This is a genomic window from Microbacterium sp. B24 (genome assembly GCF_000333415.1).
Classification (GTDB): Bacteria; Actinomycetota; Actinomycetes; order Actinomycetales; family Microbacteriaceae; genus Microbacterium.
In genome coordinates this window covers 1-1,267 of sequence record NZ_BADB01000372.1, presented here as the reverse complement: position 1 = coordinate 1,267, position 1,267 = coordinate 1, and the positions used below count along the sequence as shown (strand labels likewise).

The following is a 1,267-nucleotide window of genomic DNA, read 5'->3' as shown; positions in this document are numbered from 1 at the left end:
AAAGCCCGCGACCCGCTCGGTGAACGTGTCGAGGTGCTGTTTGACCAGCAGTGTCGTGGGGACCAGCATCGCGACCTGCTTGCCGTCCTGGATCGCCTGAAACGCGGCCCGCACGGCGACCTCGGTCTTACCGAAGCCGACATCGCCCGAGAGAAGACGGTCCATCGGGATCGGCCGCTCCATGTCGGCCTTGATCTCCTCGATGGTCTGCAGCTGGTCGGGAGTCTCGGCGAAGGGGAACGCCTCCTCCAGCTCGCGCTGCCACGGGGTGTCGGGACCGAAGGCGTAGCCCTTCGCGGCCATCCGCGCCGAGTAGAGCTTGACCAGCTCGACGGCGATGTCGCGCACGGCCTTGCGTGCCTTGCCCTTGGCCGCCGCCCAGTCGCTGCCGCCCATCTTGGAGAGCGTCGGCGCCTCACCCCCGACGTACTTGCTCAACAGGTCGAGCTGGTCGGTGGGCACGAACAGCTTGTCGCCCGGATGGCCGCGTTTGGTGGGCGCGTACTCGAGCACGAGATACTCGCGCGTGGTCTTGACGGCATGGCGACCGCCGCTGGACACCTCGCGCTGGACGAGCTCGACGAAGCGGCCGATGCCGTGCGTGGAGTGCACGACGATGTCGCCCGCCTTCAGCTGCAACGGGTCCACGACGTTGCGACGCCGTGAGGCGAGCTTCTTGACGACGCGGCTGTCGGCGCCGATCGTCCGACCGTAGAACTCAGCCTCGGTGAGCACGGCCAGCCGGGCCTCGGGCTGCTCGAAGCCGCTCTCCAAGGCTCCGACGACCGCGACGGCGACGCCCGGTTCCGGGGCGTCCTGGAGGCCGTCGACGCTGCGGGCGGCGATGCCGCGTTCGGCGAGCACGTCTCGAGCGCGATCGACGAGTCCCACCCCCGAGGCCGCGATGACGACACGCCACCGCTCGGCGAGCAGCTGCGCGACGTGTGCCGTCGCACCGTCGACGTTGCCCTGGAAGGACGGCACCGCCGAGCCGGGAACACGGACGACATCGCTGCGGGGTGCCGAGGCGAGACCGGCGAGGTCGGCCGCGGCATCCGCCTCACCCGAATCAAAGCCGCTGAGCGTCCACCACACGCCGGAGCGGGCCGATGTCGCGGCCTGCAACTCCGGCAGGGTCAGGAAGTCGCCGGAGCCCAGGTCGACGGGGGTGTCGGCGCCGGCGACGGCGGCGCTCCACGCGGCCTCCAGGAACTCTCGGTTGGTCTCCCCGAGCGTCATGGCGCGGCCGACGGCGCGCTCCGGATCG

At 70.6% G+C, this 1,267-nt stretch carries 1 protein-coding gene; it reads right to left on the bottom strand.

The window, feature by feature from the left end; genetic code table 11:
* Positions 1-1,267 (bottom strand): CarD family transcriptional regulator (locus I5I_RS09790; RefSeq protein ID WP_036318936.1); only part of this gene is annotated, 1,267 nt, incomplete at both ends.